Source organism: Rhodococcus sp. Chr-9, from assembly GCF_000801125.1.
Classification (GTDB): Bacteria; Actinomycetota; Actinomycetes; order Mycobacteriales; family Mycobacteriaceae; genus Rhodococcus; species Rhodococcus pyridinivorans.
In genome coordinates this window covers 1-1,067 of sequence record NZ_JTIZ01000064.1, presented here as the reverse complement: position 1 = coordinate 1,067, position 1,067 = coordinate 1, and the positions used below count along the sequence as shown (strand labels likewise).

1 pseudogene is annotated in these 1,067 nt (G+C 66.6%); it reads right to left on the bottom strand.

The window, feature by feature from the left end:
- Positions 1 to 1,001, bottom strand: a pseudogene (locus tag QR64_RS07360) (IS3 family transposase); the annotation flags it as partial.
- Positions 1,002 to 1,067 lie beyond the last annotated feature (66 nt).

Sequence of the window (1,067 nt, the reverse complement as noted above, 5' to 3'; positions counted from 1 at the left end):
CGACCCCACACGACCTCGACTCTGTCGAATCCCATGCGCAGCACAGAAATCCGAAAATGCAGTCGAGGTGTACTGCGCTCCGTGATCGCTGTGAAAAATCACGCCGTCCACGCCGCCATCACGGGAGTCGACCGCCATCTGCAGTGCGTCGGTGACCAGTTCGGTACGCATATGATCGGCGATGGACCAGCCCACCACCCGACGCGAACAGATGTCGATCACCGTCGCCAGATACAGCCACGATGATCCCACCGGGATGTAGGTGATGTCGCCACACCAACGGCTGTCGAGCTCGTCGGCGGTGAAGTCTCGACCGATCAGATCGGGCACCGTCGCTGCCTGCGGATCGGGGATGGTGGTGCGCCGGCCACGGCGCAGATGCCGACCGACGATGCAGTGGCCACGCATCAACCGCGTGACCCGTTTACGGTTGATGCACACCCCGAGTTCGCGCAGTTCGGCGTGGATGCGGGGTGCACCGTACCCGCCGCGATGCTCGGTATGGATCCGTCGGATCTGCGCCACGGTCGCGGCCTCCTCGGCGGCACGCTCGGTGCGCGCATCGGCGGTGGCCAGGTGCCGGTAGTACCCGGACCGGGACGCGCCGAGGACCCGGCACAGCCGCTGCACACCGAACTCGCTGCGGTGGGTGGAGATGAAGTCCCAGCGGCAGGTCTTCACTTCATCTCCTGCGCAAAATAAGCGGCTGCCCGGCGCAGGATCTCCCGTTCGAGCTGCCATTCCTTCTCCGCGCCGCGCAGCCGGGCGTTCTCCGCCCGCAGGCGCGCCAACTCCTCGGCTGCGGTTTCGCCGCCGCCGGCTCCACGGTCCGCCGCACCTCGACCAACGGCGTTGTCCTTGCGGACCCAGGTCCGCAGCGTCTCGCCGCTGATACCCAAGTCCGCTGCCACCGCCGCGTAGGTGCGGGCACCACCGGCCGCGCGATACAACGCGACCGCGTCCCGGCGGAACTCCTCCGGGTATTGAGACCGGCGTCCCATGTGAGCATCCCTTCTGGTTCTTGTACGAACCATTGTCAGGGTGTCCACTCCCAGGGGGGAGCCTCA